General features: G+C 61.2%; 20 protein-coding genes and 1 tRNA gene. 5 read left to right on the forward strand and 16 right to left on the reverse strand.

Features of this window, described 5'->3' with window-relative positions; genetic code table 11:
* Positions 1-46: 46 nt before the first annotated feature.
* Positions 47-550 (reverse strand): molybdenum cofactor biosysynthesis protein, encoded by a 504-nt coding sequence (locus HS122_18675; GenBank protein MBE7540419.1) that lies wholly within the window; start codon positions 548-550, stop codon positions 47-49.
* A gap of 107 nt (positions 551-657) precedes the next feature.
* Between HS122_18675 and HS122_18680 the strand changes: the two genes are divergently transcribed.
* Both HS122_18680 and HS122_18685 read left to right on the forward strand, forming a co-directional pair.
* Complete coding sequence (locus HS122_18680) at positions 658-2,592, forward strand: family 20 glycosylhydrolase (protein ID MBE7540420.1); 1,935 nt, start codon at positions 658-660, stop codon at positions 2,590-2,592.
* 96 nt (positions 2,593-2,688) lie between these two features.
* Complete coding sequence (locus tag HS122_18685; protein ID MBE7540421.1) at positions 2,689-3,489, forward strand: fumarylacetoacetate hydrolase family protein; 801 nt, start codon at positions 2,689-2,691, stop codon at positions 3,487-3,489.
* A gap of 29 nt (positions 3,490-3,518) precedes the next feature.
* On the opposite strand, the gene HS122_18690 is transcribed toward HS122_18685, so the two are convergent.
* The 9 genes from HS122_18690 to HS122_18730 all read right to left on the reverse strand — a co-directional run bounded on the left by HS122_18690 (position 3,519) and on the right by HS122_18730 (position 16,008).
* A tRNA-Leu gene (locus HS122_18690) sits at positions 3,519-3,602 on the reverse strand.
* Between the two features lie 188 nt (positions 3,603-3,790).
* Positions 3,791-4,648: an SDR family NAD(P)-dependent oxidoreductase gene (locus tag HS122_18695; GenBank protein MBE7540422.1), complete on the reverse strand. Its 858-nt coding sequence runs from the start codon at positions 4,646-4,648 to the stop codon at positions 3,791-3,793.
* Complete coding sequence (gene uxaC / locus HS122_18700; protein ID MBE7540423.1) at positions 4,645-6,063, reverse strand: glucuronate isomerase; 1,419 nt, start codon at positions 6,061-6,063, stop codon at positions 4,645-4,647. The genes HS122_18695 and uxaC overlap by 4 nt, the downstream gene beginning before the upstream one ends.
* Positions 6,060-7,328, reverse strand: a complete 1,269-nt coding sequence (locus HS122_18705; protein MBE7540424.1) for an MFS transporter — start codon at positions 7,326-7,328, stop codon at positions 6,060-6,062. The genes uxaC and HS122_18705 overlap by 4 nt, the downstream gene beginning before the upstream one ends.
* On the reverse strand, positions 7,328-8,083 hold the full coding sequence (locus HS122_18710; protein MBE7540425.1) for an RraA family protein: 756 nt from the start codon (positions 8,081-8,083) through the stop codon (positions 7,328-7,330). The genes HS122_18705 and HS122_18710 overlap by 1 nt, the downstream gene beginning before the upstream one ends.
* A gap of 21 nt (positions 8,084-8,104) precedes the next feature.
* Entirely contained in the window at positions 8,105-9,073 is a 969-nt protein-coding gene (locus tag HS122_18715; protein ID MBE7540426.1) for a mannonate dehydratase, read from the reverse strand.
* A gap of 31 nt (positions 9,074-9,104) precedes the next feature.
* Complete coding sequence (locus tag HS122_18720; GenBank protein MBE7540427.1) at positions 9,105-10,571, reverse strand: hypothetical protein; 1,467 nt, start codon at positions 10,569-10,571, stop codon at positions 9,105-9,107.
* A 4-nt stretch (positions 10,572-10,575) separates the two neighbouring features.
* Positions 10,576-12,450 carry a glycosyl hydrolase 115 family protein gene (locus HS122_18725; protein MBE7540428.1) on the reverse strand — a complete coding sequence of 625 codons (1,875 nt, stop codon included), beginning with the start codon at positions 12,448-12,450 and terminating at the stop codon, positions 10,576-10,578.
* 51 nt (positions 12,451-12,501) lie between these two features.
* Complete coding sequence (locus HS122_18730; protein MBE7540429.1) at positions 12,502-16,008, reverse strand: TonB-dependent receptor plug domain-containing protein; 3,507 nt, start codon at positions 16,006-16,008, stop codon at positions 12,502-12,504.
* Between the two features lie 158 nt (positions 16,009-16,166).
* Between HS122_18730 and HS122_18735 the strand changes: the two genes are divergently transcribed.
* The gene (locus HS122_18735; protein MBE7540430.1) at positions 16,167-17,084 is read left to right on the forward strand and encodes a helix-turn-helix domain-containing protein; all 918 of its coding nucleotides are present in this window, start codon (positions 16,167-16,169) and stop codon (positions 17,082-17,084) included.
* A gap of 37 nt (positions 17,085-17,121) precedes the next feature.
* Here the strand turns inward: HS122_18735 and HS122_18740 are convergent, their stop codons facing one another.
* Positions 17,122-17,322, reverse strand: a complete 201-nt coding sequence (locus HS122_18740; GenBank protein ID MBE7540431.1) for a hypothetical protein — start codon at positions 17,320-17,322, stop codon at positions 17,122-17,124.
* A gap of 235 nt (positions 17,323-17,557) precedes the next feature.
* Between HS122_18740 and HS122_18745 the strand changes: the two genes are divergently transcribed.
* Both HS122_18745 and HS122_18750 read left to right on the forward strand, forming a co-directional pair.
* Positions 17,558-19,198 (forward strand): bifunctional metallophosphatase/5'-nucleotidase, encoded by a 1,641-nt coding sequence (locus HS122_18745; protein ID MBE7540432.1) that lies wholly within the window; start codon positions 17,558-17,560, stop codon positions 19,196-19,198.
* A 108-nt stretch (positions 19,199-19,306) separates the two neighbouring features.
* Positions 19,307-19,951 carry a thioredoxin family protein gene (locus HS122_18750; GenBank protein ID MBE7540433.1) on the forward strand — a complete coding sequence of 215 codons (645 nt, stop codon included), beginning with the start codon at positions 19,307-19,309 and terminating at the stop codon, positions 19,949-19,951.
* A gap of 17 nt (positions 19,952-19,968) precedes the next feature.
* Here the strand turns inward: HS122_18750 and HS122_18755 are convergent, their stop codons facing one another.
* From HS122_18755 to purU, 5 genes are all read right to left on the reverse strand, one after another.
* Entirely contained in the window at positions 19,969-20,721 is a 753-nt protein-coding gene (locus HS122_18755; protein ID MBE7540434.1) for a hypothetical protein, read from the reverse strand.
* A complete protein-coding gene (locus HS122_18760; protein MBE7540435.1) occupies positions 20,657-22,228 on the reverse strand; it encodes a PQQ-like beta-propeller repeat protein in 1,572 nt (523 codons plus the stop codon). The genes HS122_18755 and HS122_18760 overlap by 65 nt, the downstream gene beginning before the upstream one ends.
* A gap of 148 nt (positions 22,229-22,376) precedes the next feature.
* The gene (locus tag HS122_18765; GenBank protein ID MBE7540436.1) at positions 22,377-23,267 is read right to left on the reverse strand and encodes a S8 family serine peptidase; all 891 of its coding nucleotides are present in this window, start codon (positions 23,265-23,267) and stop codon (positions 22,377-22,379) included.
* Positions 23,268-23,366: 99 nt separating this feature from the next.
* On the reverse strand, positions 23,367-24,122 hold the full coding sequence (locus HS122_18770) for a hypothetical protein (GenBank protein MBE7540437.1): 756 nt from the start codon (positions 24,120-24,122) through the stop codon (positions 23,367-23,369).
* A 72-nt stretch (positions 24,123-24,194) separates the two neighbouring features.
* The gene (purU, locus tag HS122_18775; GenBank protein ID MBE7540438.1) at positions 24,195-25,040 is read right to left on the reverse strand and encodes a formyltetrahydrofolate deformylase; all 846 of its coding nucleotides are present in this window, start codon (positions 25,038-25,040) and stop codon (positions 24,195-24,197) included.

Raw genomic sequence — 25,040 nt, forward strand, 5'->3', positions numbered from 1 at the left:
CACACCCCGAAACGGACAACAAGGATGGCACTGCACCACCCTTGTTTCAGGCCCGACTCAAATGGCCGCTCGTAACCGCAAACGCGTTTGCCCCGACCCTCAGCGCACCGTCACGCAGAATCCGCGCGCGGAGTCCGCCGCGACCCTTGAGCCACTGCTCCGCGCCCGGACACGCGGCCTGATCCATCCAGTAACAGGGTGCGGATTCGCACATCCCCTCAAATTCAACGGCACCCAGATTGAAGCGCACACCCACATGGGCCATGAGATCGAGCCCCTCCACCATCACGTTTCGCCGGAAGGCGCCAGGTTTCAAATCTGGAAGTGAAAAGCGACGCTTCAATTCAACATAGACCTGATGATCGAAGAATGTGATCTGACCCCGGTAGTCGGGTTTGTAGTCGAAGAACCGGTCGCCCTCGATGCCCCGGCCCGCGCGACACATGACCTCCGAAACCTCCTGGGTCGGATTCAATCCCGCCGGCTGACCGTGGTGACCAAAAAAATTGTGCCCGGGAGAAATGAACAGATGGCGGACAACGACCTGCATGCCGCCAGCCAGATATCAAGCCGTCGCAATGGCAAAATCCATTTTCAACACGCCACCCGGATCGTCCCCCTTGGAGGGGCACGCTCCGTCGTGACAGGCTCGATTCCATGATCCGCGCATTCCAGTGGGATCTTGCCCGACAGGTTGAACGCCTCGACTGGCTGCACGCGCAACTGCCCCGTTACTCCGATTGGGGTTATCAGGAACTCTACCTCCACCTCGAGGACGCCGTGGAATACCCATCGCTGCCTTCGGTTGCGCGCGCCGACGCGTACAGGCATCGCGACCTCGCACGATTGACCGAGCGCGCCGACAAGGTCGGCATCAAGGTCGTTCCCATAGTCAATCTGCTGGGTCACACCCAGTACCTCATCAAAACTCCGGAACTGCGCGAACTGAACGAACTGCGCCACCCTGACGGTTCTCCGCTCGAACGCGGCCAGGTCTGCCCCGTTCTGCCACGAACACTGGAAATTGCGGAAAAGCTCTTCGACGATGTTCGCGTTTTCTGCAGCGCCGGAAAGATCCATGTAGGTCTCGACGAGTCCTTCCACCTCGGACACCACCCCGAAAGCAGGCGTGAAATCGCGGCCATCGGTCTCGCCGCGCATTTCGCGCGCTATGCGACGCGACTGCATGAACGAATCTCCGCGCGGGGAATGAAGATGGGGATGTGGGCCGACATGCTTGCGCTTATCCCCGAAGCCATCCCGCTTCTCCCCGCAGGCATCGCCGCCTACGATTGGTACTATTACCCGTTTCAATCCCGGCCGCGCCTGGAGCTCTTCAACTTCCGTGAATACGACCTCGCACCGTCGCTGCGCGCCCGCGGAATCGAATACTGGGGCTGCCCGACGAACGGAGCGTTTCGCTTCGAACCACTGCCGGTTTTTTCGGATCGCCTTCAGAACCTTCGCGCCTGGTGGAAGCGCTGTCACCAGGTCCAGGCTGCCGGCTTCCTTGTCACGTCCTGGGAGTCTTATCGACTCGCCATCGAAATCACAACGCTGGTCGACGCCGCCGCTGCCACACTGTGGCGGGAACCGTCAATCGACGACGGCACTGGCATGCTCGCCAACGGCTTCCGCCTGGCCCAACCTGGTGCGAACATGCGACAGTGTCAGACCTGGGCACGCAGCGCGCTGTCCTGCGACGCCCATGCCTTCAGCGGCTACGCGCGCTGGGAAATCAACGAGCGCTGGAACGGCATCAGCACGCACAGCCCCTTCGCCCGCAGCACCGCCGAACTTCGGTTCTTTGCGCGCATGCAGCGGCGCGACATCCTGCCCGAGCCCTTTCGGCAGAGCATCGCATTTCGACGCTATCTGGCGGAGCGCGACCGGTTCGTTCAAGACGCCGCGCGCGGAGTCTGGCGTCTGCGACGGCTTCACATGAAAAGCCGCCACGGGGAATTCATCGCTGTTGTTCGAAGCCTTCGTCACGAAGCTTCTGAATTTCGTGCGGCATTGAAACACGGAAGATCCGCCGCTGTCGCCATGTGGAATCGGTCCCGGGACCCACGCGTGCGCGGGCAAAACCTGGGCATTCTCGAAAACGACCGCCTGCGTCTGAATACCTGGATCGCCTGGCTGAAGTGCGTTGGCAAGGATTACAGCATGGCAAACGGCGAAACCGTCGTCGCCGGATTCTGGCAGCTTCAGTTTCTCGTCCATTCCTTCGCACCCGCCCTTCAGAAGGTGATTGTAGAAGAGCAGACCGGCGACGGCGCCTGGAAACAAATCGGCGCGCGCTTCACGATAGAATTCCGCGCCGAAGCCGCCCGCCCCCGCTCGCGCATCCGGCGGGAATTTGCCGTTCCGGTTGAGAATCCTGAGGCAAAGTTCCGCATCGCCGTCCGTGGCCTTGGACAGATTGCCATCTCCGGAGTCGAACTGACCAACGGTGTCCATCACCGCCGGGCGATCGGCGTTCTCCCGACCCGGCGGAAGATCATCGGCAAGCCTGCGCCCCGGCGGGGTTTTCCGAAAATCGACTGGGACACCAATGTGGACGCGTGGACGATCCAGTTCGCCCACCGATGACCGATGCCTGGCTTCTTTTTTCAGGCTTCAAGTCCCGACTCAATGACTCGTCTTCTTTCTTTCCACGCAACTCCACGCGCTTAAACCCTCAATTCCATGCGAATCATCCGCCACCTCACGGCCACTGGACCAGCCTATGCAGCGTTGCAGCCCGATGGGTCCGCCCGCGCGATCCTCGGTGATCCTTTGACAGGGAAACACCAGGTGACGCCATCCGTCGTTCAGCAGGGAAAGCGCCTCGTCCCCATCGCGCCGGTCAACATCATCGGCATAGGCCTCAACTACCGGAAACACGCGGAAGAGGGCGGCAAGGGAGTGCCTGCGCGTCCCATGTGGTTCATGAAGACGATCTCGGCTGTGCAGAATCCCGGCGACCCGATCGTCCTTCCGCGAACCTGCCCCAGTGAAAAGGTCGACTATGAAGGCGAACTCGCCATCGTCATCGGACGAAGCGCACGCAATGTTTCGCGCGAAGCCGCGCTTGATCACGTGCTCGGCTATACGATCGCCAACGACGTCTCCGCGCGCGATTGGCAGTTTGAACTCGGCGGCGGACAATTCTGCCACGGGAAAAGCTTCGACACTTTCTGTCCGCTGGGACCCGTGCTGGTGACGACCGACGAAGTGCCCAACGCGAACGCACTCCGCCTGATCACGCGTGTGAACGGAGAGGTGCGGCAGGATTGGACCACCGCCGACATGGTTTTCGACGTCGCCAGCATCGTCAGTTTCCTCAGCGGCAGCCGCACGCTTCCACCGGGCACGGTGATCCTGACGGGAACCCCGCACGGCGTAGGTTTCGCAAGAAAACCGCCCGCCTGGCTCAAGCCGGGCGACACTGTTGAAGTCGAGATCGAGCACCTCGGCACACTCTCAAACCCGGTCGCATCGGAATAGCGCCAAGATCGCCGGTTCACCTGCCAAGCTGGTGCCCGGGACAGGACTTGAACCTGCACACCTTTCGGTAACGGCTTCTAAGACCGTCGTGTCTGCCATTCCACCACCCGGGCGGGTGGTGCGCAAATTGAAGACTGCCGGGGCACAGGGCGAGCCAGATTCGCAAAAACAGCGTGAGCGAAGGGAACATCAATACTGCCGCAACTGTGCGCCGTGGTTGGGCAACGCCTTCTCCGGCGCGGACGGCAACGAGCCACCCTGCCGCTCCCGCCGCCCCAAGTCTCCACGCGTCCGGCAATCGCTAAACTCCCGGACAGCAGAGAAAGCCGCCGTCGATGGGAAGCGTCACACCGGTGACGAATTCGGCCTTATCGTCGTCCAGGAGCCAAAGAACGCCGCCGAGTAAATCCTTTGCCTCACCAAACCGTTTGTTTGGCGTATGGTTCATGACGTTGCGTCCCCGGGCGGAAAGGGATCCGTCCGGATTCTGCAGGATCTTGCGGCTGCGATCATTGACATAGAAGCCCGGTGCAACGCCGTTCACGCGGATGTGGGAGGGAGCGAGGTAGGCGGCGAGCCACGCGGTGAAGTTCACGATGCCTGCCTTGGCTGTCGCGTAGGCGGCAACGCGCGTAATGGGCCGGAAACTGGTCATGGAGGCGAAATTGAGAATCGAACCGCGACCCAGCGCGGCCATCTCGCGCCCGAAGATCTGCGACGGCACCATCGTCCCCAGAGTGTTGATGCGAATGACATCCTCGAACACAGCTGGATCCAGATTGAAGAACCCTCGCAGTTCCGGAGTGCGGTCCGCGGCTAGTTCCGCCGGAGTGAATTCGGTGGTGGACGTTATGGCCGCCGCCTGGTTGCCACCGGCACCATTGAGAAGGAACCAAGGGCATCCCAGTTTTCGCAACACGGTTTCCCGCGCCCGCTCCACATGGTCAGGTCGAGTGACATCACAGGCGATCGGCAGCGCGGTGCCTCCGGCAGCGTGGATTCTCTCCGCAACGGCCTCAAGTGGCGCCAGTGTCCGTCCGAGCAGCGCGAGCTTCGCCCCCTCCTGTGCCAGACGGAGTGCGATGACGGAGCAGAGGGTGCCGCCAGCGCCGGTAATGACCGCGGTTTTCCCCGCGAAAAAAGAAGTCGAGTCGCTCATGATCGTAAATCGGGCAGAGGAAGACGCAGCCAATGGCGCGCATTGTCGTAGGCAATGCGCCGGACGCAGTCGGAGAGAAGTGCAAAGTCATCCGGGAGCCGGCCGGCGGCCGCCTGTTCGCCAAGGTAGTCGCAGAGGATGCGCCGAAAATACTCGTGGCGCGTCATGGACACCAAGCTGCGGGAGTCGGTCGTCATGCCGATGAACGAGGAGAGAAACCCATAGTGGCTAATTGCATCGAGGTGGTGCCTGATTCCCAGCACGTGATCATTGAACCACCAAGCGGGACCACACTGCACCTTTCCCGCCACGCCTTCCTCCGTGAACGAGCCGGTCAGCGCCGCGAGGGGCGCGTAGTCTCCCGGATGCAGGGAATAGATCACCGTGCGGGGCAGGACGCCCTCGCGCTCAAGATCGTCAAAAAAGCGACAGAGCGCGCCAATGTTGGCTGGCTGTCCAATCGTGGCATACCCACCGGCGGGACCCACCCGCTCGCGCAGCCGGGAGCTCGTGTCCCGCTGGGCCCCGAGATGGAGCTGCATCGCCCAGCCCCGCCGGCCATAGGAGGTGCCAAGGTGCGCAAGCAGGTGGGACCGCAAAGCCCGCACCTCGCCCGGCTCAAGCGCCCTCCCTTCGAGTCGGCGGCGAAAGGCCCGGTCGGCCTCGGATGCAGGGGTGGTCGCATAATCGAACATATCGAGTGCGTGGTCGGACAGCACGCATCCGTGGACAGCGAAGTCTTCGAGACGGACCTCGATTGCCGCCAGAAAATCATCGAGTCCATTGATGGAAACCCGGGTGCGCTCGCCCAGTGCCTGCACCCACGAGGGAAAATCCCGGCTTTGAACCGCGAGCGCATCATCGGCACGGATCGAAGGTAGAACCCGAGTGGCATTCAGCTTACCGGCCAGATGCCGGTGATCGGCCAAATCATCCAGCAACCGATCCGAGGTGCAGACGCAGGCGACCGGGGCCAATGCGAGCAGCGCACGCGCCGAGTGGGAAGGCCGGGTGAGCAAGTCGAGAGTTCGGTTCCAAACGACTTCGGCCGAGGAGGTATCGAGAGCCTGCGTGATCCCAAAAGTGTGGCGCAGCTCCAGGTCACTCCATTGGTGAAGCGGGTTGCCAAGGAGCCGTGGCAAGGATGCAGCCCAGGCGAGGAACTTCTCGTAGTCGGACGACGAACCCGTGATCAGCGATTCGGGCACGCCCAGATGACGCAGGGCGCGGTGCTTGTAGGGGTCCGGCGCAATCCACAACTCAGTCAAATTCGCAAACACCCGGTCCGCGGCCAGGTCGCGTGCACTCAGGTGGGAATGAAAGTCGATGATGGGCAGCATCGCCGCCTGTTCGTGGTAGAGCCGCCGACCAAGGGGCGTCTGCAGGAGAAAATGTTCGTTCCAGGCGCTGTTCATGAGGAAGGGGCGGACGTAGGGAGTCGTTCGACGCGTCCCAGGACGAAGAGGAGTGCGGCGCAGGCGACCAGTGCCGTGGTGCCGACCACCCAGAAGACAGGACCGTATCCGGCGCTTCCTACAATCTGCCCGATGAGATAGGTAAATGCCGCGCCGCTCAGGCTGGCGGCGGTTCCGGTCGCACCAACCGCAGAGGCCATGTTGTCGGACGGGAAGATGTCCGCATGCAAAGCGAGGATGTTGGCGCTCCAGCAGCCAAAACCGAATGTGGCAATGCAAACCCACATGATGGCCACTGCAGCGTTTTCCGCTCCGGCGACCTTCACGCCGCCGACCATGAGCAGCGCTCCGAACACCATGATACTCTTGCGCGCAAACGTCGCGTTGTGCCCCCGGGAGAGGAGGCGATCGGAGACCGCACCGCCGAGCATCTTCCCCAAATCAACCGTGACATAGGGGATCCAGGCGTAGAGTCCGATGTCTTTGAGCGAGAATCCCCGGGCCTCGCTCAGATAGTCGGGCAGCCAGAACACGTAAAACCACCAGACCGGCGTGGCGAGCAACCGGGTCAGCATCAGACCCCAAAGTGCCCGCGTGCGAAGCAGACGCGCCAGCGCGCTCCCGAGAGGTGTGTGACCGCCCAAGGCACCTGATTCCACCGCAACCCTGACCCGGTCCTCCTTCCCCAGCCAGCGATGACGGTCCGGCGTCTCATAAATCGTCAGCCAGCCGACAACCCAGATGAAGCCGAGCACGCCGGTGACCAAGAAGGCCACCCGCCAGTTGAACTGCAGCGCCAGCAACGCCACGAGTGGCGGCGCCAGAATGGCACCAACCGCCGACCCTCCGTCAAAAACGGCCATGGCAAACGCCCGCCGCTTTTGCGGGAGCCACTGCGCAATCGCCTTGGTGCCGGCCGGCCAGTTGCCCGCTTCAGCCAGACCGAGCAGGAGGCGAAAGGCAACGAGCGTGAGCACGCCGGCGGTGAACGCGTGCAGCACCGCAGCCACTGACCAAACTGCGGCGAACACCGCGAAACCAATCCGGGTGCCAACACGGTCAATCCATACCCCCGCGGCCAGCTGGCCCACGGTGTAGGCAAGCAGAAACACCGTTGTGACAAGGCCGTAGTCGGCCGCTGACAATCCTAGTTCGGTCCGGAGTGTCGGCATAAGGACCGACAGGGACTGCCGGTCGACGTAGTTGATCACCGTCGACAAAAAGAGCAGGAGCAGCAGCAACCACCGTAGTCGTTCGGGGCGCATCAAAAGTACCCGCCCTTGTCGGTGATCTGGCGCACACTCCTGCCCTCCGCCACCCAGGAAAAGATCTTCTTCTCGTTGCTTCGGATCTCTTCAGCCCGGACCAGAATCTCGAAGGCAAGGTCCCGCGGCACCACAACAACACCATCGATGTCACCGAGAATCACATCACCCGGCTTGATCACCACGCCGCGGATGAGGATGGGAACTTGGTAGTGAGTGATAAGGCAGCGTCCGAGACTCCCGTTCGGAATGCGATACCTGTAGAAAACGGGAAAGTCCTTCTCCAGGATCTGATGGGTGTCACGAATGCCTCCATCAATCAGCGCGCCGCGGATGCCTTTGGCTGCAGCCGTGGCGGTCATCACTCCACCCCACAAGGTTGCCTTTTCGTCGTTGCTCGTGTCCCAGACCACAAAGGAGTCGGCTCGCATGTCCTCGAGCATCCGGGTGCGGTAGGTCATCTCGCCAGTGACCTTCACGCTTGGAGCGCTCTTTACGGTGAAGGCAATGCCGGCGACGGTCCGTTCCGGCCGCAGGGGAATGAGTTGCCCGATCGCCTGGTCGAGAAGGGCATGCTCGCGCAGGACGTCGCTGATGGCACCGGTGTAAAGCTGTTCATAGCGTGCCAGCAGTTCAGCCTCCGGGATGGGAAACGGGCGCGTGGAGATCGCCTCCCGGGTGGCGATCAGCCGCTCCAGCTTCATCATCTTCGCCTCTTTCTGGAGGAGGCCTTCATCTTCGGTTGAGGTGTTCATGTCGGATTTGGTCACGGGATTTCAGCTGTAGGGAATGTGGAAGGAGTCGAGAATGCCCTTCATGTAGCCGAGGGCGAAGAGACGGCCCAGGTGCGCATATCCATGCGGTAACCCGGCCTCTCCCGCGAGCGAGGGCACATGGTCTACCCGGATGGGGCCGCGAAAGCCGATCTCGTGGTAGTGACGCAGCAGGGCCGGCATGTCCGTGGGCCCGGCATCATGAAAGGTCTCGGTGAAATCCGTTGCCGTTCCTTCGACATCACGAAAGTGTAGAAACGCCAGTCGTGGAGCCCAGCGCCGCGCCGTCGCGGCAAGGTCGGCACCCATCAGGCGAAAGTTCGCCTGGCAAAAGGTCACAGCATGGCTGGGGGAACTGCTCAATGCCAGTGCCCGATCAAAATCCGCCACGGTGCTGAAGATGCGGGCCACGCCTCGCAGCGGTGACAATGGAGGATCGTCCGGATGCAGGCCGAGCCGCACGCCGGCTCGTTCCGCGGCGGGCAGCACGGCATTCAAGAAGACGATGTAGTTTGTCCACAGTTGCTCCGTTGATATGCGATCGGCCTCCTCCACGGGTTGCGATGGGAGGGCGGACAGTTGAAAACGGTTGGTGAGGGCGCCGCCCCGGATTGGCACCTGGGTGTGCGTGCGGCACCACCCGATGCTTGCCATGAAATTATAGCAGAGCAGGGGAATGCCGAGTTCCCCCAGATGATGCAGCATCCGCTGGTACCGTTCAAGGTCCTCGTCCCGACCCGGCCGTCCGAGCTTGATGCGTTGCATGTCAAACTCGTCCCCCTCGAGTCCGCAGACAGTGATCCCTGCATCGGCAAAATTTCGCTGAATCTTTCGCAGCGTGTCGATTTCGTAAGGAGGAGGCAGATCGGTGTCCCGGGGATGGCATCGCACGATGGCATGCGACACCCCGGCCTGAAGGGCGTAGTCCCACGACCGGTCGCGTCGGGCAGGCAGGAAATCGGCCAGGATCATGGGTGGCAGAGGCAGCCGAGGTCGATCGCCCTCAACGTGGAAGGGGTTGCACCGGGACGAGCGATCGCTCAGCCAGCAGCAGCGGCGAGTCATAGACTGGCACGTTGCGGAGATGAATTCCCGTCGCGTCCACGGTCCACTGGTTTTTCGCGAGCGCGTAGACGGTGCTGGTGCGAAGGTCCACCAACACTGGCTCAGTGAAATGCCCGGACGGCAGGCTAAGCTGCATCTGATCCACCCCATTGCCATCTGCCGGAGGGGCATCGTTGAACCAGAACGCCGCCACCTGGTCTCCCGATTTCTTGTCGCGGTAGCCGGTCAGACTGATGCCACGGAGTGCCGACGCCGTGTACGGATAGGCAGAGATCCTCTCCACGGTGGAATCGAATATTGTGAATACACCCTGAACCGCGCTGTAGGCTGGCTTCACATGGTCGACCGTTTGATCCAGCCGCGTGGCGAGCAGACCCTTGTGGTTCATGCGAAGCACACCGTCGGCCCCGCCTTGGTTGCTCTCCTGCGTGTAGTGCATGTCACACAGCGTGAAAAGATTCATGGGAACATCGCGGGCGCGATATGCGAGCAGCCGGCGCAGGTCCCACTTGGCCTGGGTGGTTTCGGTGAAGGAAATCTGACGCAGGGCGAAGTTGTCCTGGTAGCGGGAAGGAGCTCCGGTCTCACCCTGACGCAGTTCGATCGGGCGTCCGTATTTGACGACCACGGCATGAAGTTGGTCGAGTGTTCTCATGTCATCTGGATTGCGCGGGTAGCCGTGAAATGTGATGGCATCAACCAGCCCCAGCCTACCCTTGGCCTTCATGCCCGCCAGAAATTGGTCCGCATAGGTGGTGACGTGGGCCAGTGCGAGAGCCCAAATCTTTCCGGAAGGCTGCAACTGGCGGACGATCGTAGCGGTGCGGATATAGAGGTCGACGTAGGCTTCCGCGGTCGCTGTGCCTTTGCTGTTGAGGTCCGGTTCATTCCACACCTCCCACTGGTCCACCCGGTCCCGATAGCGGAGCACCAAGACGCGCACCCAGGCGTCCCAAGCGGCCAGTGCCTCAGGAGAAGACGGAAACCCGCCGCCCAGTCCAGTGTCACCTCCGCCCGGATAAACCGGATTGCCGTAGCTGAACTCCAGCCACGGTTTCACCCCCTGCGCGGTGGCGTCATCGACGATCGCATCGAGCCATGCCCAGGAGTAGACACCCTTGGCCTTCTCGCACTTGGCCCAGCCAGCCTGCAGGCGAACGCCCTTCGCTCCAAGTGGCCCGAGAAAACGCTTGAAGTTGTCATAGACGGTGAAGTCGCGATCCATGGTCTCTGCACCGATCGACCACGGAGAATCATGGATTGCGGCAGCCGAACGAGGGGCAATCTTTCCCAGGACGGAGAGGGAGATGCCAGTCGTCGGAAGGACTTCCTGGGCGGAAAGCACGATCGCCCCGGCGGCGATAGCTCCGGTCGCGAGGAGGAGACGGATTGAAGGTATGCTCATAAAATCAAGGCGGGGACGCATCGAGCTGGCGGAGACGTTGGAAGATGCCGGGCCAGTTGGCCTTGCGGTCTCCGACATACCAGCCCTCCCACGGACCCGTGGCGAGCGGGGCCCGCACGGCGAGGGAACTTTCGAGATGGCGAATCGCGCCGGGCACGTCGTTGCGACGCAGCGCGGCCGACATGCGGTAAAGCTCCGCGAGATAGGCGGCCTGCGTGAGGTAGTAGTCGCGCGTCCAGCCGCGCCAGCGAGCCGACAGGACGGAGAGATCACCCGCCTGTCCGACGGCGTCGAGCGCCCTGGCGGCCGCCTCCAGCTGTTCCGCCGGAACAAGGCGCTCCATCGCCTGCAGCGCGGCCTCCCGGCTCGATGCGCGCAGGAAACTCTCCGCAATCTCCACGCAATCGCCGTCCTGGATCCACACCCCATCGGCCCGTTTCGGCAGCGCGGCGTGGAATGCGTTCATGAACGGCAGGGTTGCGGCGGGGGCGAACTCCACCAGCGTTTCGGCGAGCGGCCGTTCCGTGCTATGCAGGGCCGCACGGATGAAAACGTGAGCGCCGAGCGCGTGCTCGCGAATGTTCGAGACATTCACGATCGCATAGGCGGTGTCGCCACGCTCTTCGAGCTGCCGAAGCGTGCGCACGATGCGCGACGGCGCGACGCCTTGCACAAGATGCGGGCCTTGCCGCCAAAACGCCACGTGGTAATATACTCCGTAAGTGTAATCGGGCAGCCTCGGGGCGGTCTCGAAATCACGCTGCAACTCCTGAGTGGGGCCATGATCGGCGAACACGACGGTCAGGCCGTCCGGAAAACGGAGCGCCCCGCTCGCCATGAGCTCGGCACCCTCCAGGAACAAGGTTGCCGTCATCGGAGGCCGGTCCCGCGGATCGACCTCGCGGACAATCGCCGCCTGGTCGGCCATGGCACGCGAGATAAATTCACCACCGGTCTCGGGCCGGATGTTCTTGTCGTCGATCCAGATCGGCCGGTCTCCGCGGCCGCGCATGCCGAGCTGCCAGATGACGCGATCGCCGGCAATCTCGCGCCAGCGTTTCGCGTGCGCGCGCCAGACTGTGCGCACCGCCTCTGGATCCGTCGAGTAACTGAATTTCTTTTCCTGCCCCCGCTCGCGCCAGAAATTCTCGAACCCAAAGTGGCTTACGCCCATTGGCTCGACGTGATGCTGCGACACATAAAGCCCGCGGTCAGCCGCGCGCCGTACCAGTTCAGCCTCCGGAGGGTTGAGGATGTTGACGAACGAGGCCGGGATGATGAGGTTGCCACCCAGGCGCAGCAGACATTCGAAAATCCGGTCGGCGATCGCATAGTCGATCACCCGCGAATAGAACGGATAGTCGATGTGCCGCGGTCCGCCGCTGGTGCCGAACTCGGTCAGGAGGTCCTCGTCGTTGATGAACCAGCCCCGGTACCGGAACTTCGCGGCCGGGGACATCCAGGTCTGCGCCGCCAGTGCGATCCGTTCCCGCCCCTCTGAAGGCATGCCTTTCCAAAACCACAAGGGATCCACACCAAGGGCGCGTTCGCTGAAGGCATAGATGCCGTGCACGGCCCCGAGTAGGTCTCCTCCCGAAATGACCACGCGTTCGGGTGAAATCTCGATGTGCCAGGCCTCGGCGCCTCCGAGGCGGGGATCGACACTCACGACCACGTCGGCCTGCGCGGCAGGCGTCCGCACGCCGCGGGTGCCGAGCACGCGTTCCAGATCAGCGGCGAGATCGACCAAGGCGAGGTCGATCGCCGCCCCCTCCGTGGTCGTCGCGAGGCGCACGACACCGGCACGCTCGAAACGTGCCGCAGAAGCCGACGCTGCAAGGCCCTCCATAGCGGCCAGCGCGATCCAGACAGGTGCCAACAGACAATGCAGGAAGAAACGAAGCCTCATCGCATGGAACATGGGCCACAATCAGAATGAGAACTTTGCGGAAAGCGTAATCTTCCGGCCTTCGGCGATGGACCATACCGGAATGGTGCCGTCGGGATTGGCCACCGCCGGAACCAGCTGGTCATGGGTGAACAGATTTCGCACATTGAGCTGGAGCTTGAGCGGAACGCGGTTCCGGAAGATCCTGGTGCCATAAGACAACCACGCATCGTAGCGCGTTTCCGTGGGGCCGAAATAGGGATGGTGCACATCGGATATGCGAAGATCGCTGAGCTCGGGGATGCCGTCCGACGGGCTCATGTCGGATTCGAACGTGGCCACGGGAAATCCGATGGCGGCCCTGTCCTGCCAGCGAACGCCAGCACCGACGCCCCACCCCTTCAAGCGCCCGGTTTGAAACTGGTAGTTCCCGACAAAATTCACGCGCCACTCACGCAGCTCCTGCACCGGTGCTCCGTCCCCGGAGGCGGCGACATTGTAGCGATTGAGCGCATTGATCAGAAAATTGTTGCCCAGCAGATTGATGTCGTTCGAGCCCTCCTTGCCAAGAGCGCCGGCATTGAGCGGGATCTGGCGAGCCCAAGGCTTCAACCATTCTGCGGCCAGCGAATCGCCCGTGGAAGTCGGCGTATCGAACAGGAGACGACGGACCGCCCGGCCGGTATTGCTGCGGACGGATTGCTGCTGGGCGACATTGAGAACGAAGGAGAGGCCGCGGGTGGGCCGGAAGGAGAGTTCGATCTCCTTGCCCTCGGTGACGAAGTCACTGGTGTCACGCACCCCGGGATTCGTCGATGAGATGAATCCGCTGGGTTGAACCTGAACGGAGAAGGTGCGGAGCAATTCATCCGGAGGCGGGACATAGCCGCTGGGAAAACCATTGCCGCCATTGGAAACCAGTCCGGACCGTACCATGTTGAAGACGGTGTTGTGGAGGCTCACGATCGTGGCAGGAATGGCGCTGACCACGGTGTTGAAGCTGCCGGTCTGGGTGGTCTTGAACGAGTTGATACGCAGGGCAATGCGACCGTCGAAGGCTTCGAGATAGATCCCGCCCTCCTCCGTCAACCCGCGCGGGGGAGGAATCTCGTTGCGGAAGGCATCGAAGGTGCGCGTCTCAGGAGGACTGAAGTTCTCGGACTCTCCGTAGTAGAGGTTGAGGGCCGAAAGGACTGGTATGCGCCGTATCCAGCGCTCGGGCGTCTTTCCAACCGCGCTCCAGGCAAAGAGCGTCTGCTGAAATTTCTGGGGAACCAAGTCCGGGTTCTTCAATGAATAATTGGGGCTGTCAACCAGCACATAGCCTTCGCCACCCGGGGCAAACGGCGCATTGGCGCCGAGAATCGAGGACTTCTCCTTGCGCCAGCCCGCCGTTCCCACGACGAGCTCACCGAGCAGGTAGCTCTGCATTGAGATCGCCTGCGAATCAAGCGTGCGTTGGTTGAGGTTGGCATAGCCGGCTGTGTTCGTGACCTCGCGGTTTTCACGCAGGATGGTCAGCGGGCCATGGGTCGGCTGGTATTGGGCCTGGCCAGCCACCGCCGCCGAGGGCGCGGGAACACGCTGGATGATGACGTTCTGACTGGTCAGAGTGTCCTGGAAATTCAGCAGGTTCTTCTGGAGACCGGACAGCCCGGCTCCGCTTGGACTGCTGGCACCGGCAAGCGACGGACCAAGGTAAACCCAGGTGACGATCTGTTTGCTCTGGCCGGCGCCGCGCGACTGGTTGTTGCCATTGGTCCAGAAGTCCGGCGTGTAGTGGGTGGATCCCCCACCGCGATTTTCGGTAGTCAGTGTCTCCTTCTGCACCAGACTCGAGACAATGTGCCGGCCGAGCAGCCAGCCGAGCCAACGACGTTGCCGCCCCCTGAGATCGATCTCGAAAAAGGCCTTGGCGCGAGTCGTTTCAGCCTCGACATCATTGTAGGTCGCGCGGCCGGCAGTCGAGACGAAGGGCCGACCGTAATTGGGGTTGGCCTCCCCCGTCCACATACGCGTGTTGACGTCGATAGAAATGTAGGGCGCCGACTGCGGCATCAGGCTCTGCAGACCTTCATCCCAAGCCTGACGACTGAATGCGACCTCGAAACCAGCCTTGCGATCCCATACCAGTTGTTCCAGCGAAAGATCGAGCGCCTTGAGATTGGCGAGTCCTTCGGAATTGGGACCAATCAAGGTGTTGTTGAAAAAATCGAAGATAGTCGGGTCTCTCAGGTTCTCTGACGTGTAGAACGCTCCGTCCGGGAGGCCGTAGTCGGATCGGAGACGGCTCATCTCCCGCGAATAGGCGGCGACTGCGATCCCGGTCAGCCCGGTCGAGGGATAAAACACATTATTCGAGACCATTGGACGTCCAATGACCGACTGGCCTGCGCCGTTGACCGGTACATTGTCCCTGGGCGAGACGGAATTGACGTCCTGAAAAAAGAGCGTGGGTGAACGGTTGACGTTTTCAATGACGCCGATACTGGCGTTCCGATTGGCGAGATTGAAGACGTTGAATGGACCGCGGGTGGGGTCATACGAGACTTTTTCCCGGGCTCCCAGCGCCTCCAGATCATCGGGCAGCGTCGATGAGAACCACGAGGAGAGGCGATCCGACGGAGTCAGCGTACGAGGACGATTCGATTCAATCTCGCCCTGTTCGTAGGAGGCGCGAAGCGTGGTGGATGAGAGGAGGCCTCGATTGCGCAGCCGGCGGACATCCCAGGCACCAGCGACATACTGTCGGTCGGTGTCAGTGAAGGCGAACTTCTGCTGAAACTTCTCACGCGCATGCACGGCACCAACGCGGATCGCCAGTTCATTTGGCAATATCACATGATTGTACTTGAGCACACTGCGGTAGCCGCCGTGATTGTTGCCGGAGACCTCGACGCTGCCCGCCTGCTTGTGCAGATCGGCACCGAGCGTGGTGGTATTGATGATTCCGGCCGGGCTGCCCACTCCGAAGAGCAGGGCATTGGCTCCGCGGTTGATCTCCACGCGCTCCGTATTATAGCTGTCCATCGGAATGAAGCTCCGGAAAAAATTCCTGGCCAGAGTTGCTTCCGCCAGGCCGCGGACGCGCGTGCCAGGCGAACCGGCGCTCAGACTGGGTTCCCCCGCCACTCCTCCGGGAGCTGGCTCCGCTCCAGAGAGATTGCCACCGAATCCAGTGGTTTCCATATTGGTCTGGTAGACCAGCAGATCGCGCAGGTTGGTTGAACCGGTGTCTTCGAGAAACTTGGAGTTGATCACCGAGACCGACGCGCCGATGTCGGTCAGCTTGGTCTTTAGACCGGTGCCCGCGAGCGATTCCGTGGCCTGGTAACCGACATCGGCGCTGGCACCCACAACAAAGGGAGAGAGTTCAATGGCGGGTTCACTCGCGGCAGGTGTGGCAGTGCGGCCGGCCGTTTTGGTCTGGGCCACGCAAAGGTGAACCCAGAGGCCAAGTCCGGAAACAACCATGGCGCGCACAGGGAGGCAGTGGAGCACAGACGCGAGGATGGACCTGATCGCGGGAGGGAAAGACGTGACATTCATGGGAGTAACGTGAGGATGAAAGTGGAGATGCTTGCCTAAGATTGACCTGGCATGATGCGGGATGAGCCCAGGTTCGTTTCCCAACAATAAATCTTCGTTCGAGCACCGTCTATAGTTGCCTCTGATAATGTTTGTCTGAAATTGATCCTTTCATGGCGATGACTTTTCACTCGGTCGAACGGTTGGGCGCTCCCTACGCTTCCGTGTCGGAGGTGGGCTTTGTCATCCCCACGGGAAGTGAAATCAACCTGAGCAACGTGGAGCACAAGATCGTGTTCTACCTGAAGGCGCGATGCAGGCTCGTGATTGAGGGGGAGGGTGAATTCGCGGTCGAAGCAGGGGATGTCCTGGTCGTGCCGCGGCGGTGTGTCCAGCGATACCGGGCGGGACAGGGAGGCGCGGCCCAGTTGCATGCGCTGAAGATCCTCTTTTCCTTGCCTCCGCTTCCAGCGAAGGGCGCAAGGCCGGTGCCGACGGAAGGGCTTGGTGATCCCGAGGCGGATCTGACGGCCTTCGTCCAGCATCATTTCCGGCAAATCCGCTACCTCCGCGGTGCGCAGACAGCCGCGATCCAGGAGATTCTCCGTGCGATCCGGCATGAGACTGAACACCACGGACCCGGGATCCGTCACCGCGTGCGGGCCTTGTGCACCAATCTGGTTGTGCACGTGGCTCGCCGGCTGCATGAGCCGATCTCCGCTCCCCATGCGTCGGCGATGGGATCAGGGGCGGGAGCGGTGGTGGTTCAGGCAAAGGAGTACCTGATCCGCAATCACGCACGAGAGCTGACCTTGGGAGAGGTGGCGTGGTCGGTGAGAAAGAGTGAGGAGCACCTCGCGCGGGTGTTTCGACGCGTGACCGGCCAGACTGTCTTTGACTACCTGCGCACCGTACGCCTGGAAATGGCGAAGACTCTTCTGATCAACTCGGAAAAAACTCTGACGGAAATCGCGTCCGCGTCGGGATTTGGCTCACTCGCCCTTTTCAGCCGTAACTTCAAGCACTATGTCGGCAACAGTCCCTCCATCTATCGGCAGCAGCGCTCCCAAGCTGTGGTGTGGCGTCCGTCGGCGTAGTGAAAGAGCGGACTCTTACCGGAGTCGAAATCGCAGCTCAGCCGCTCCGGCAGGCGATGCTCGCGTACTGCTTTCGGCTGAAGCCGTAGTGGTGGTTTGCGCATTCGGGACACAGCGTGTGCGAGATGGAGTTGCGCTTCTGCCACAGTTCGTACGGATCCATTTCGACAAACTCCATCGGCCCCACCCGCAGGCGCTTGCACCCGCAGCACACGATGAGCAGGGGCTCCGCGTCCATGGAATCCTTTCGCGCAATAGTCGATGCCATTGTGACCATGCCCAATACCATGAACCCGGTCGCGCGCCCTGCCTATCGGGGTTTCCCCCACTCTTTCCCTCGGGCGCAAGCCCCCACTTTGTTCCATCGCCATGACTCGTGACAACCGGCATCCACGCTGTCGAAATGTTTTCCTCGCAAGGTCCTTGATTTCCGAAGCTTGCAGGCTTCGCTTTTCAACGCTCACCCATTCCGCATGCAAAGACTCGCCGACAGCCGTTACGCGCTCTCATTGATTTTTCTAATTTTGGCGAATTTTTCAGCGGCGGCACCTGAGCGAACGCAGGTCACGCTGCTTTCAACGACCGACCTGCACGGTCACATTCTGCCCATCGACTACGCTACAAACTCACCCTCCAACGTGGGTCTCGCAAAGGTCGCCACGCTCATCAGAAAGGTGCGCGCCGCTGAGGGTGAAATCGTGCTTGTGGACTGCGGCGACACGATCCAGGGCACTCCGCTGGTCTATCATCACAACCGCATCAACAACACTCCGCCGGATCCCATGATGCTGGTGATGAATGCACTCGGTTATGACGCGATGGTCGTCGGCAATCACGAGTACAATTTCGGACTCGCGGTTCTTCAGAAGGCGCGTCGCGAAGCGCAATTTCCGTGGCTCTCGGCGAACACCGAACACACCGCTGACGCCACGCCCGCATTCGACGCCTATGTCGTCAAGACCGTCCGCGGCGTCCGCGTGGGAGTGCTCGGGCTGACAACCCCCGGGATTCCGTATTGGGAGGACAAGGGAAACTACGCCGGCCTTCGTTTCACCGATCCGGTCGATGCGGCGCGGCGCGGCATCTCGGAGCTGAAGACCAGGGAGAAAGTCGATGTCGTGGTCCTCGCGATGCACATGGGGCTCGAGGAGAATCTCGCGACGGGCATCATTTCCTCCAGCCAGGTTCCCAACGAGAACGCGGCGTTGAAAATCGTCCGTTCCGTGCGCGGTATCGACGTTCTCTTCATGGGACACACCCACCGCACGGTCCCCAGCCTCGCAGTCGGCACCGCCTTGCTCACGCAGGCCGGGCGCTGGGGCGACCACCTGAGCCGCGCCGATGTGTATCTCGAGCGCAGCGATGGCGCTTCAGCCTGGCGGATTGTGGCGAAATCCTCCACCTGTATTCCGGTGGAGGCCGCCACCAGGCCCGATCCCGAGGTCCTCTCGCTCGCAAAGCCCTACCATGAGGAAACTCAAGCCTGGCTTTCACGACCCATCGGACACAGCACCAAGGCTCTTTCTTCGGCTGAATCGCGGCTTCGGGACACCGCCATCATGGACCTGATCCAGAGAGTGCAGCTCGATGCCGGGAAAGCGGATGTGTCATTCGCCTCCAGCTTCACTCTTAACGCCCGCCTCCCCAAGGGCCCGGTGACCGTTAGGGACATCGCCGGCCTGTATGTTTATGACAACACCCTGGTGACGATCGATCTCACCGGCGCCCAGATCAAGGAAGCTCTCGAACATTCGGCGCGCTATTTCCGTCCCCATGACGCCGGCAAATCAGCGGCGCAACTCATCGATCCATCGATTCCAGGCTACAACTTTGATCTGGCGGAGGGTGTCAGCTACATCATCGATCTGCGCCGTACTCCCGGCGATCGCATTGTCGATCTGAAGTTCAATGGCGAACCCCTCGATCCCTCGCGCCACTTTCGAGTCGCAATCAACAACTATCGCCTCAACGGCGGCGGCGGTTACACGATGTTCAGCGACGCCCCGGTGCTCCAGCGCTCGAGCACGGAGATCCGCGATCTCATCGTGGACTGGGTTCAGTCCCATCCGGAAATTCCCACCGAGCCGACGAACAACTGGTCGATTCAGGACTAGAATCCAGAGGGTCGCTCCCTGCGGTCTCTGGGCGTGCAGGTGGCCCGGATCAAGCGCACGTCGGCACATTTGGCTGAAGCTTGAACGAAATCGCTCCGATACTTTGGCATGAGCAACCTCATCCCACCGCTTCTTTTCGCCGGCCTGATTGCAGCCGCTCCGCTGGCTGCGGTTGAGCGCGGGGATTCCTACGACTCGGTCATCAGCGAAAAAGGCGCCCCCTCCGGCAAATTGAATTCAGGCTCGGTTCAGATCCTGAAGTACAGCGATCAGGAGATCCGCCTCGAAAAAGGTGTCGTGGTGTCCATCCGCGGCGTAGGCAGGTCCGCAGCACCGGCGGTCAAGCCGCAACCCCCACAGGGCATTCCCGCTTCACCGCCGGAGTTGCGATGGACGGAAAGTTTTCCCGAGGCAATCAACCTGGCCAAGGAAACGGACCGCAAGGTTTTCATGTTTTTCACTGGCTCCGACTGGTGCGTTTGGTGCAAGCGACTCGAGGCTGAGGTCCTCTCAACACCCCAATTCGCCCGCTTCGCGCCCGAACGCTTCGTGCTGCTCAAGGTTGATTTTCCCAAGAGCACCCAGCAACCCGAAGATCTTGTCGCGCAAAACCAGGCACTCGCGAAGCGGTTTCGCGTGAACGGTTTTCCGACAGTGATCGTTTTCTCCGCCGATGGAAAACGCCTCGCCGACCTCGGTTATGAGCCGGGTGGACCGGCGCCCTTCATCGAGAAACTGTCGATGATCAAATAGGGCGCGGTTGCAGCCGCCTACCACTCGTACACTTCGACCAGGGCAACCCCGGTCGTGCCGCCGACTCCGGAGACGTTTGCAGTGTAGCTGCCCGGCTCAAGGTTGACGATCAAGACGGCGTCCTTGCCTCCCTCCTTGAGCGGAAAAGCCCCGCGAGCCCTGCCATCATCCGTGGACCAGTTGTCATTGGATGCAATGGATGTCGTCCCGCGATAGAGTTCGAGCTGGGGGTCGTTCAAGACGCCTCCCACTCCAAACTCGGAGAGCTGGGGACCGACTGCGCGAATGAGCACCCGTTTTGTCCCGCCGCCTGAAATCACGAAGCCGGCGATAAGGAGGTCTCCTCCCGTGCCGACATCCGCACGTGCGGACACATTGATCAGCCGCGGTCCACCGGTGGCAATCGGTCCATCCATGTCATAGAGCTCAACCAGCGCGACGCCCGACGCCTCCGCCTTCACCTGGGCCGTGTACGCGCCCGGCAGTACAGGTGTCAGCAGGGCGGAGTCCTTCGATCCGGCATCAAGGGAAAACGCACCTATCGAATTGAAAACGGACGCATCCTGGGCGCGCCAATTGTCGTTCCGCCCAACAATCTGCTTATCCTTCAACAGTTCGATCGCAGGATCCGGAAGGAACGCCTGCACACCATAATTGGCGAGCGACGGACCCACCGCGCGCGCAAGCAGCGTCTTGGCTCCGCCTTCAACGACAAATCCCACAATGAGCGTCTTCTCGGCCTGACCACCACCCGATGTAGAGCATGCCATTGTGCAGCAGCGGTGACGACCGAACCGGTCCTCCAAAGTGGTAGGTGCGCTTGATCGATCCATCCGCATTCACCGCCACAAGCTTTCCGTCGAGCGTTCCGATGTAGATCACGCCCGCGCTGTCCACGGCAGGCGAAGAGGTCCGTATCTCGGCCCCCACCTGTGCCGCCCATCGCAACACGCCATCACGACTGACGGCATGCAGTTTGCCATCGTAGGTGCCGAAATACAGCGTGCCATCCACCCCGATCGCGGCGGATGAGGACAATCCCGAGCCCGCGCGGTAGATCCACTTTTTGACCCCATTCCGATCCACCGCAAAGAAATCCCCATTCAACGCGCCCACGTACACGTTGCCTTGCTGATCAATGGTGGGTGACGCATAGATTTCATCTCCCGCATCAAAGGTCCATCGGACGGTCATGTCCGGAGTCAGCGCGTAAAGTTTGTGATCCGTGGAGCCAATGTAGATCGTGCCATCCCCACTCATGCCAGGGGAGGAATAGGACTCGCCGGTGATCGGATACTTCCCTTTGACGTCACCCTGTTTGCTTATGGCATGCAGATCACCGGCCTCAGCTTTCGCGTAAACGGTGCCATCCAAGGAGAGAGCCACCGAAGCATGCATGGCATCGCCCAGGTCCCGTTCCCAAAGAATTGCCCCTGCAGGCGAAAGTGCAGTCAGTGTTCCCGCCTCATCGCCGATGACGATGGTGCCTTCCGAGTTCACCGCAGGGCTGGAATACGTGCCGTAGGATGAGAGAAACTTTGTCCACCGCCCCTCTCCCGACGGGCTCATAGCCTCCAGATAGCCAAGTGCGCTTGAGAAGTAGATCGTTCCATCGGCACCTGCCGCAGGTGGCGCATTCACCTCCCCTATCGACAGTTCCTGCCACTCGGAATCCACCAACCACAAATCAAACCTGCCGCCATCCGTCAGACTGTCGACCGAGAAGAAATACGTTTCGCCAGCCTTGGCTTGAAACGTCACCGTTGGGTCAGGAAGCAGACCAAGGGCATCGTCATTCTCGGCCACCAGCTTCAACGCCGCAATGGCACTCCCTTGGTAAACGCCAAGAAGCGTGTCAACCGCATCACTGTGCACCGATGCCGTAAACGGGCCATCCTGAGGTGCGTTCCATCGAAACCACACCGACCGCCCTCCAACCATGTTGTCTATCCGTGGCTCGCCTGTCTGAAGCGTCGCTCCAATGTTGCTTTGGGTCGTTCGAAAGCTCAACCCGGACAATTCCTGAGCCGAGGCAAAATCGTCATTGCCCGGCGGCGCGCGAAGGTTGAGCAGAACCATGCCCTCCTGGCCGACTTTTCCATCGACCACAATGTGGTAGGTCGTGCCCTGGGTTGCCGTGAACTCCACCAGACTCGTCATCTGGCCTCCGATGTTGTCGTTCGACACCACCTCCACCAGACTGTCCACCCGACTTCCGGTGTAAACCGCAAGGGCCGTATCCAGGAGACTGCCAGCGGTGTCGAAGGCGACTTTCATGGTTTCAGGAGCAGTCCAGCTCCACCACAACGAATGCGAAGCCGGCACCCCTCCATGGGCGGGCTCCCCGGTTTCCCTCCCCGCTCCATTGTTCGCCGTGCGAACCCGGACAAACCCCCCAGTCAGAATGGCAGCGTCAGCGAAGGCGTCATTGAAAGGTGCGGAGCCGGCCATCAGGGCACGAGCCAGATTGATCCGAAGTGGCTCCATAGCCATCGCTCGTGAGGAATTTCAGCGCCATGATGCGCGCTTTCCAAGCTACCCCGGCGAGTCCAACCCCATTGTTGCCCACCGCACCAATGACACCCGCAACCGCCGTGCCGTGCCCAAAACCATCGTCATCCAGAGGACTGCCGCTGGCGGGATCCTTGCGGGCTACGGTGGCATTGATGCCGAACACGTCGTCGATGTAGCCGTTTCCATCATCGTCGATCCCGTTGCTTTCCTTTCCATTGCCCGACTCTCCCGGGTTCCGCCAGAGGTTGCCAGCAAGGTCGGGATGATCGGGATAGACTCCTGAATCGATGACTGCGACAACCACACCGGAAGCGTCCGTCGCCACATCCCAGCCTTCAACGGCATGGATATCCGCCCCCGCCTTCCCGCCTGACTGGCCGGTATTCTGCAAGGCCCACTGCGCTCCCGATAGGAATTCCGGATCGGATGGCAGCGCATGAGCCCGGAGCAGGCGATCCGGTTCAACCTGCGAATAAAGCCCGGTCTCCTGAAGCCGGGTGATCAAACGAGTTACACTCTCCCCGGGAGGCACTTCAATGACCCGCAACCCGTCAAATCGGGAAAATCGCCGGGAAGTCCGCGTCTTCTCCCGCCCTTCAGCCGCCGTCAGGCTCTGTTCGGATGCCGACTGTTTGGGCACCGCAAGAATGGCCCTGTTGGTGAAACCTTGAGCCCTTTCCTCCGGCGTAAATGCCCGGTCGGAGACCTTGACAACTTCAGCCGCAGCTTCCGCTGCAATGCCAAGACACAGGGCGAAGCAAAGCCAATTCAATCCGCTCGGGGTATGCACTGCAGCGAGCATGCAATCCACACCACGTTGGCAAGCTCGTTGTACTCGCAGGGCTGCCCAGCAGCGCGTTTCAGGGATTCCGATTCGCGCGCGTATGCGCTACCGCAGTCGCTACTTCGGCGAGGGAAAAGTCACTTTTGGAGCTTCGCTGTCGGCTGGAAGCGCTCCTGCCGGCTTCGTCGTCGCCGAAGACTCCGACATTCCACTTTCAGCACTCAAAGTCACCACGCGCTGCGCCCAAATGCTTTGTGGGCTAAGCGCATTGAGTTGGGTCACATAACCTTGGAGGCCGGTCGAATCGCCAGCCACAGAAGCAAGCACCGCCAGTTGATAGGTCGCTTCCGCCCGCGTTGACACCGGTTGTCCCAGATCGGCCACTATGGACTTCAAGGCTGCCTCGCCGCCGGCGCGATCGCCGGAGAGCAACTTGGATACCGCTCCTCCCATGATGGCACGATGCGACAAGATACTTGTCCCAAGGGCTGGAACCGCCTTGGCGTAAAGAGGAATTGCCTCGGAATACCTGCCCGCTGTGTAGGCTTCATCCGCCAGCCTCAGATAGGCCACCCCGCCGAGCAGGTGATGCTCATGGGATGCAGCAAACGCCTTCAACTGGTCGTTTGACGTCGCCTTCGCATAGTCTGCGGCGACTCCCTTCTCACGTTGTTCCTGAATGATTTCCCAAACGCCCTTGCCAACAATGGCCCCGAGCACGACGACACATGCCACGATGATGATCGCACGGTTGCGCGTCCAGAACTGGCGCAGCTTCTCATCAAAGGGAACTTCGGCCACCGGTGCCGGCGCGCCAGCGGAGGGAGCATCGCCCGCGGAACCAGGACGAGAGGGCGGTAGTGATGAAGCCATGTTCAAGGTGGTGAAAGGCGAGACCTAAGCAGACCGGCCCAATCGCGTAAAGGAAGGAGTTAATCTGCCGGATCAGTCGAAAACCACGGTCTTGTTGCCATACACCAGCACCCGGTTCTCCAGGTGCCATCGAACTGCTTGGGCAAGCACCGTTCTTTCAAGATCGCGCCCCCGGCGCACGAGATCATCCACACTGTGGCGGTGGGTGACACGCGCCACATCCTGCTGAATGATCGGCCCTTCATCCAGGTCCCGTGTCGCATAATGCGCCGTCGCGCCGATCAGCTTCACTCCTCGCGAATGCGCCTGATGGTAGGGGCGTCCGCCGGCAAACGCCGGCAGAAACGAGTGATGGATGTTGATCACGGGCCTGCCGAAACGATCGAGAAAATCCGAGGAAAGGACCTGCATGTAGCGGGCAAGGATCACCAGCTCGATGTTGTGCTCCCTCAGCAACGCCAGCTGCGCCGCTTCCGCCGCAGGTTTGGTGTCACCCGTGACCGGTACGTGCTTGAAGAGCAGGCCATAACCTTCCGCCGCAGCGGCAAGATCACGGTGATTTGACAGAACCAGCGCAAAATCGGCCGTGTAATCCCCTGCGCGCGAACGCAGGACAAGGTCGTGAAAGCAGTGATCGGCCTTCGAGACAAACAGCGCCACGCGGGTCCGGCGCGACGACTCCACCACGCGGGCCTGCATGCCCAGCTCCGCCGCAAACGCAGAAAATGCCGCCGTGTCCGAGGACTGGCTGCCGGCCGCCGGCTCCCATTCCACGCGCTGGAAAAAAATGCCCGCTTCGCGATCACGATGTTGATCCGCATGCAGGATGTTTCCTCCTCGCTCAAAGATCCAGCCGGAGACCCGCGCGACGAGGCCGCGCTGGTCCGGTCCGTGAAGCAGGGCTACAATGCTCGCCAT

The organism is Opitutaceae bacterium, from assembly GCA_015075305.1.
Taxonomy (GTDB): domain Bacteria; phylum Verrucomicrobiota; class Verrucomicrobiia; order Opitutales; family Opitutaceae; genus UBA6669.